We start from the raw sequence: 6,561 nt of genomic DNA on the forward strand, positions 1-6,561 counted from the left end.
CCCTCAATCGCCCGACTCCCATACCAGGAAACCATCTCCCCATCGATCAGCAAGACCTCTTTCCCGATCTGCCGCTCCAGCGCATCCACATGCGCCTCGGTAAACCGATACGGTTCACTGGAAAGCAGAACCAGATCGATCTCCCGCACCAGCGCCTCGCTCCACCGGAAACTCGGATACCGGGTCCCAGCCGTATTGGGCCGGCTGCAATCCCCATCGACGCAAGCCTCGGGCATGGCGTCCGCCGACGGCCAGGTCTGCCAGTTGACCAGCGCCAGCATCCGGCTGATATAGGTATCCCGCGACACCGTCATCCACGGATCCTGCCAGATCGCGTACAGCACCTTGCGCGCCGGCCACTGCCGGGCACGTATCCGGGCCAGTTCGGACGCCAGCGCAGCGCACAGCGATTCCGCCTCGGTGGCGCGGCCAAAGATGCCGCCAAGCAGACGGTAGAGCGCCAGGTTGTCCTCCACAGCGCACGGGTGGGTGACGATAACGTGCGGAGCGGGAACGAAGGCGTGAATCTGGTCGACCGTCTCGCGGCGGTTTTCGTCGATATTGACCACCACATGCGTGGGCGCCAGGGCGCGCAGGCGCTCGAGATTGACGTCCTTGGTGCCGCCCACCTTGGCAACGGCACGCACGGCAGGCTCCGGATGGATGCAGAACCCTGTGCGCGCCACCATCTGCGGCCCCAGCCCCAGCGCAAACAGCAGCTCGGTCACGGACGGCACCAGCGAGGCAATGCGGACCTCGCCCGCGGCGGGGCGATGGCGCACGCCGGCAGCGTCCTGCCAGGTCATGGCTGGCGCCCCGGGCTGCGCGGCTTGCGCGGGGCGCGCGAGAAGATCGCATCGTAGAGCCAGCGCGGCATCAGGTGCAGGATCGATGCCACCACCCCCATCTGCCACGGCACCACGGCAAAGCGCCGGCCAGCGGCGATGGCACGCACCGCCTTGCGGGCGAATACGTCGGCGTCCATCAGGAAGGGCATGCGGTAGGGATTGTGCTCGGTCATCGGGGTGCGGATGTAGCCGGGCGCGATGGTCACCACGCGGATCCGCTGGCTGCGCTCCTCCAGCCGCAGGCTTTCGAGCAGCTTGATCACGGCGGACTTGGAAGCGCTGTAGGCGCCACCGCCCGGCAGGCCGCGCACGCCGGCCACGCTGGCGATGCCGACCAGCGTGCCGCGCCAGCCGCCGGCGCCGGGTTCGCGCTCGCGCATGGGCTGCATGAAGGGCTGGAAGGTGGTGAGCACGCCGAACCAGTTGGTGTCCATCACCGTGCGGAATGCCTCGAGATCCTCGCGTTCGCTGGCAACGGTGCCGACCGACACGCCGGCATTGGCGATCACCACATCGGGGCAGCCGAAATGATCGAGGAAATCCTGGGCGGCAGCCCGCATGGCGGCAGCATCGCGCACGTCCGCGGCATAGACGCGCACCGCATTGGGGTTCGGCAGGCTTTGGGCAAACTGGCGCAGCGCCTCTTCACGCCTGCCAACCAGTCCCAGGATGGCCCCTTGCGCGGCATATTCGCGCGCCAGGGCGTGGCCGAGTCCGCTCGACGCGCCGGTAAGAAAGACTATCTGTGCTCGCATCGGGAGAGTCCGGGAGAAATCGCAACATGGTTCATGCCGACAGACTCGCCCTGGCGCGCGCCGGACGCCGCTGCGCCACGCCGGCGCCGGTGGCGCCGGTCAATCGCGGACAACCGCCTGCCTGGCATTGCACCAAAGGCCGGCGGCTGCCGCCTTGGGATTTACATCTTCTTGTCGCGCACCTGGCCGACCAGGTAATCCATGGCCTGGATGGCCGCACCCTTGGTGCCGGCGATGGACGGCGAGGTCTCATACTTGCCCTGCACCACGATGGTCGGGACGCCATCGATCTTGTAGGCGTCGGCAATCTTGTTGGCGCGCTGCGAGCTGGTGGTCACGGAGAACGAGTTGTAGGCATCGAGGAAGGCCTTGCGGTCGATGCCGTTCTTGGCCATGAAATCGGCAATCTCGTTCGGATCCAGCATGCGCTTGCGGTCAACGTGGATGGCATTGAAGACCTTGGCATGCATGGCGTCGAGCTTGCCGACGGCCTCCAGCGCATAGAAGATCTTGGTGTGCGGCAGCAGGTCGTCGCGGAAGGCGACCGGCACGCGCTTGAACACGACATCCTTGCCCTGCTTGCTCACCCAGGCTTCCAGCTCGGGCTCGAAGTCGAAGCAGTGCGGGCAGCCGTACCAGAAGAACTCGGTGACTTCGATCTTGCCCGGCGTGACGGGCTGCGGTGCTCTCAGCACCTGGTATTCCTTGCCGGCGGTGGGCGCGGCGGCCTGGGCAGGCGCGGTCATCAGGAAACCGGTCACGGCGACCAGCGTGGCGAACAAGGTGGCGAGTTTCTTCATGAGGCGCGGCTTTCGAGAATGGACGATGAGCGTATGACTGCGGCGGGGCGTTCGGGTTCAGCGAACGCCCCCGGGGTTGTTACTGCTTGGTAAAACGGATGACCGAGGCGTCGAAACCCGACGACTGCAGCCGGTCGCGCGCACGGTTCATGTCGTCGATCTTGTTGAACGGCCCCAGGCGCACGCGATAGAGCTTGACGCCGTTGACGTCGCGCTCGGTCACCTTGGCCTCGAAACCCTGCATGGCCAGGTTGGCCTTCTGCCGGTCGGCATCGTCCTGCGAGCGGAACGCGCCTACCTGCAGCAGATAACCCACCTTGTTGGCATCGGCCTGGGCGATCTCGGCGATCGGGTCGGAGACGGGTTTTTCGGGCGGCTTCTCCGCCGGCTTCTGCGCGGGTTTCTCGGCAGGCTTCTCGGCGGGTTTCTCTGTGGGCCGGTTGGCCGCCACCGGAGGCTGGCGTTCCGGCTGCTGGGGCTGCTGGGGCTGCTGGGGCTGCTGGCGCTCTGGCTGCTGGCGTTCCGGCTGATGGCGCTCCGGCGCCTTCACGGTCGGCGCCGGTCCGGCCGGCTGCTCCTGGCCGCCCGGCTGCTCCGGCTCGGCGGCAGGCCCGACGGGCTTGGCCGGCGTCTTGCTCCACAGCGGCTTGTTGGGATCGGTCGGGGCTTCCTGCGCCGGAGCGGGCAGGGTGCTGACGACATTGCCGGGCTCGCTCGGCTTCTGTCCGTTCTTTTGCTGGAATGGGGCCGGCGACTTGGTGATGTACAGGGCGACCACCACGGCGATGGCCAGGCCGACGATCAGGCCCAGCACCAGTCCCAGGAACGTACCTCCGCGCTGCGGGGCGCGGCTGGCATTGCGCGGGGCGCGCTTGCGTTGCTGTTGCATGAATTCCTCTAGCGTGATGGCGCGATTATAGAGCCTGCGCCGCTCCCGGCATCACTGTCTGTGGTCAATGCGACACGCCTCGCGCCGGGAACCTGTCCCCGGCACGGGGCCATGCCATATACCCGTTACATGCGCTGCGGCGCCGAGACGCCGATCACCGCCAGGCCGTTGCGCAGGACCTGCCGCGTCGCCGCCAGCATTGCCAGGCGGGCCAGCTTGACAGCTTCGTCATCCACCAGTACGCGGTCGGAGTTGTAGAAGGCATGGAAATCGCCCGCCAGGTCGCGCAGATAGAACGCAACCGCGTGCGGGGCCAGCTCCGCCGCCGCGGCCGCCAGCATATCCGGGAATTCGGCCAGGCGCTGGCCCAGCGCGAGCGCCTGCGGGGTAGCGCCGGGGCCGGTCACGGGCGCCAGGTCGGTGCCGGCCAGCGCGGGCAGCTTGGCTTCCCAGTCCGCGCCGCCCCAGGATTCGAAGATCGAGCAGATGCGGGCATGGGCGTATTGCACGTAATACACCGGGTTCTCGTCATTCTGCTTGAGCGCGAGGTCGATATCGAACACGAACTCCGTATCCGCCTTGCGCGAGAGCAGGAAGAAACGCACTGCATCGCGCCCGCGCGTGAAGTGCGCCGGCCAGTCGGCCACGCCCGTGTCCAGGCAGCCGCGGATGGTCTCGCCGCCTTCCGCGCCGTTGCTCCACTCGATCAAGTCGCGCACGGTCACGTAGGAGCCGGCGCGCTTGGATATCTTGACCTCCTCGCCGTTGCGCATCACGGTGACCATCTTGTGCAGCACGTAGTCGGGGTAGCCGACGGGAATGCCGATGTCCAGCCCTTGCAGGCCCGCGCGCACGCGCGCGATGGTGCCGTGATGGTCGCTGCCCTGCACGTTGATGACCTTGGCGAAGCCGCGCTCCCACTTGCTGGTGTGGTAGGCCACGTCCGGCACGAAGTAGGTATAGGTGCCATCGCCCTTGCGCATGACGCGGTCCTTGTCGTCGCCGTCGTCGGTGGTGCGCAGCCACAGCGCGCCCTCGGCCTCGTAGGTCTTGCCCTTGGCCACCAGCGATTGCACCGTGGACTCGACCTTGCCGTCGCTGTACAGGGACGACTCCAGGTAGTAGCGGTCGAACTTGACGCCGAAGGCCCGCAGGTCGATGTCCTGCTCGTTGCGCAGGTAGGCCACGGCAAACCTGCGGATCGAGTCGAGGTCGTCGACATTGCCGGACGCCGTTACGGCGTCGCCGTCGGACGCCCGCACGGTCTTGCCAGCCAGGAAATCGGCCGCAATGTCGGCGATATAGTCACCGTTGTAGGCAGATTCCGGCCAGCCGGCATCGCCTGGCTTGACGCCGCGGGCACGCGCCTGCACCGACACCGCCAGGGTCTGGATCTGCACGCCGGCGTCGTTGTAGTAGAACTCGCGGTGCACCGCGAAGCCCTGCCAGTCCAGCAGGTTGGCAAGCGCATCGCCCAGCGCCGCCTGGCGGCCATGGCCAACGTGCAGGGGGCCGGTCGGGTTGGCCGAGACGAATTCGACCAGCACCTGGCCGTGCACGCCCTGCTCCTGGGCGCCGTAGCGGTTGCCCTGCGCCAGCACCGCGCGCAGCACGTCGGCCTTGGCCTCGGGCGTCAGGCGCAGGTTGATAAAGCCGGGACCCGCGATTTCCAGGCCCGCCACCAGCCCGGCGGTACGGGCGTCGGCCTTGACCGCGTCGACGATCTGCTGGGCCAGCTCGCGCGGGTTGCGCTTGAGCGCACGGGCCACCTGCATGGCAAGGTTGCAGGCCAGGTCGCCATGAGCGGCGACCTTCGGACGCTCGAAGGTGGCGGCAGGCAGGGCGGCGTCGGCGGGAGCGAGTGCGCGCACCGCGTCATTGAACGCAGCGGCAAGATTGGTGGTCTGAACTGGCAGCATGGATGTCGTGGCCCTGAGGCGGTTGTCCGGTGCCGTCGCGGCGGTCCTCCAGCGGCGGCACCGTCACGGGCGGCATGTGGAGACCGCGCCGCGTGGCAGGCAATGAATTGCAGAACGCGGAATTTTATCAGGTGCTATGCTGACATCATGCAGCGGGCCTGAAAGCGGCCGTTGCAGGGCCCCGCCCGATCTCCGGGCAAGCTCCGCGGCCTTGTACTTCGCTGTACGCCAAGGAAAGGAAATATCATGCTGATCACCTTCAAATCCCACGCGGCGCAGGACCTCATCATGATGAGGGATCTTGCTGTCACGCTCCTGGGGATTATTGGCAAACACCTGGGAGAGCGCGGGGTGATCACCACGGAAGAACTCCCGCGCGCCATCCATAGGCTGGAAGCCGCGGTGACGGACGCCAAGCGGGTTCACCCGGCCGAGTCGTCGGTATCGCCCGGCAAGGACGACGATGACCATGAGGAAGAGCCGCTGCACCTGGGTCAGCGCGCCTACCCCTTCCTCGACATGCTGCGCGCTTCCCAGCGCGAGAACACCGAGGTCATGTGGGGTGTATGACGGGACGTATGGCGGCAAGGCCGCCGTCCTGCCCTCTGCCTTGCATGGATAGCAGATAGCGGTCGCCGGCGCCAGCCGGCGCTTTCCCCCTGCCCGGCCGCGAGACCGGATCGCCTGGTTGCGCACAAAAAATACCCGGCCGATATGGCTGGCCGTGCATGCCGGACCGTGCAGCCATGTCTAAAACGGCGCATAGAGCACCAATCAGCACTTTCCCGCCCAGGGCCAGTCCACGCCCGCCCCTTGACCTCCTTCAGCGCGCCGGCCTCCATGTATCCGGCGTGGCTACGCGCCGACAGCCCGTCCGGCGAGGCATCCGGCGCGCGGGCGTCAGCCGTCGCGTCTGCGTCCGTTGAGCGCCCGCAGCAAGCCGATGCACGCCCCCCCCGTCCGGCCGTCCTGCCCCCCGCGGCGGCTATCGCCTGACCAGGCCGATCACGAAGGTCACCAGGGCAACCACCAGGAAGACAAAGAACAGGATCTTGGCGATCTCGACCGCGCCCGCGGCGATCCCCCCGAAGCCGAACACGGCGGCGATCAGGGCGATGACGAAGAAGACGACTGCGTAGTGCAACATGGCGATGGCTCCCTGAGTGGATTGGGCTGTGGCGCAGGCGAGCCTTCGCGCGCTGCGCCGCCTGGCGGCTGCCCGCTTCAGCATCGGCATCCTCCTGCTTTCCAGGCGGGCTTGCGCAGGGTGCGCAAGCTCATGGCTACATGGTAGAAAGCGCGCGGCGGCGCAGGCACCGCTGCCCCTCCGATTCCCCTGTCAGTCGATGC

At 67.3% G+C, this 6,561-nt stretch carries 7 protein-coding genes; 1 reads left to right on the plus strand and 6 read right to left on the minus strand.

The window, feature by feature from the left end; translation table 11 throughout:
- The 5 genes from P3W85_RS11155 to argS all read right to left on the minus strand — a co-directional run.
- Nucleotides 1-806 (minus strand): helical backbone metal receptor (locus P3W85_RS11155; protein ID WP_276264831.1); only part of this gene is annotated, 806 nt, incomplete at its 3' end.
- The gene (locus P3W85_RS11160) at nt 803-1,603 is read right to left on the minus strand and encodes an SDR family oxidoreductase (protein WP_276264832.1); all 801 of its coding nucleotides are present in this window, start codon (nt 1,601-1,603) and stop codon (nt 803-805) included. The genes P3W85_RS11160 and P3W85_RS11155, both read right to left, overlap by 4 nt.
- Before the next feature lie 161 nt (nt 1,604-1,764).
- Nucleotides 1,765-2,403 carry a thiol:disulfide interchange protein DsbA/DsbL gene (locus tag P3W85_RS11165; protein WP_276264833.1) on the minus strand — a complete coding sequence of 213 codons (639 nt, stop codon included), beginning with the start codon at nt 2,401-2,403 and terminating at the stop codon, nt 1,765-1,767.
- 79 nt (nt 2,404-2,482) lie between these two features.
- Nucleotides 2,483-3,292: an SPOR domain-containing protein gene (locus P3W85_RS11170; protein ID WP_276264834.1), complete on the minus strand. Its 810-nt coding sequence runs from the start codon at nt 3,290-3,292 to the stop codon at nt 2,483-2,485.
- A gap of 125 nt (nt 3,293-3,417) precedes the next feature.
- Nucleotides 3,418-5,211 carry an arginine--tRNA ligase gene (gene argS, locus P3W85_RS11175; RefSeq protein WP_276264835.1) on the minus strand — a complete coding sequence of 598 codons (1,794 nt, stop codon included), beginning with the start codon at nt 5,209-5,211 and terminating at the stop codon, nt 3,418-3,420.
- A 246-nt stretch (nt 5,212-5,457) separates the two neighbouring features.
- On the opposite strand from argS, the gene P3W85_RS11180 reads away from it, so the two are divergent.
- A complete protein-coding gene (locus P3W85_RS11180; RefSeq protein WP_017227272.1) occupies nt 5,458-5,781 on the plus strand; it encodes a DUF1840 domain-containing protein in 324 nt (107 codons plus the stop codon).
- Nucleotides 5,782-6,196: 415 nt separating this feature from the next.
- On the opposite strand, the gene P3W85_RS11185 is transcribed toward P3W85_RS11180, so the two are convergent.
- Complete coding sequence (locus tag P3W85_RS11185) at nt 6,197-6,358, minus strand: DUF1328 domain-containing protein (RefSeq protein WP_035812171.1); 162 nt, start codon at nt 6,356-6,358, stop codon at nt 6,197-6,199.
- Between the last annotated feature and the right edge of the window lie 203 nt (nt 6,359-6,561).

Origin of the sequence: Cupriavidus basilensis, assembly GCF_029335485.1 — a bacterium.
Classification (GTDB): domain Bacteria; phylum Pseudomonadota; class Gammaproteobacteria; order Burkholderiales; family Burkholderiaceae; genus Cupriavidus; species Cupriavidus basilensis_E.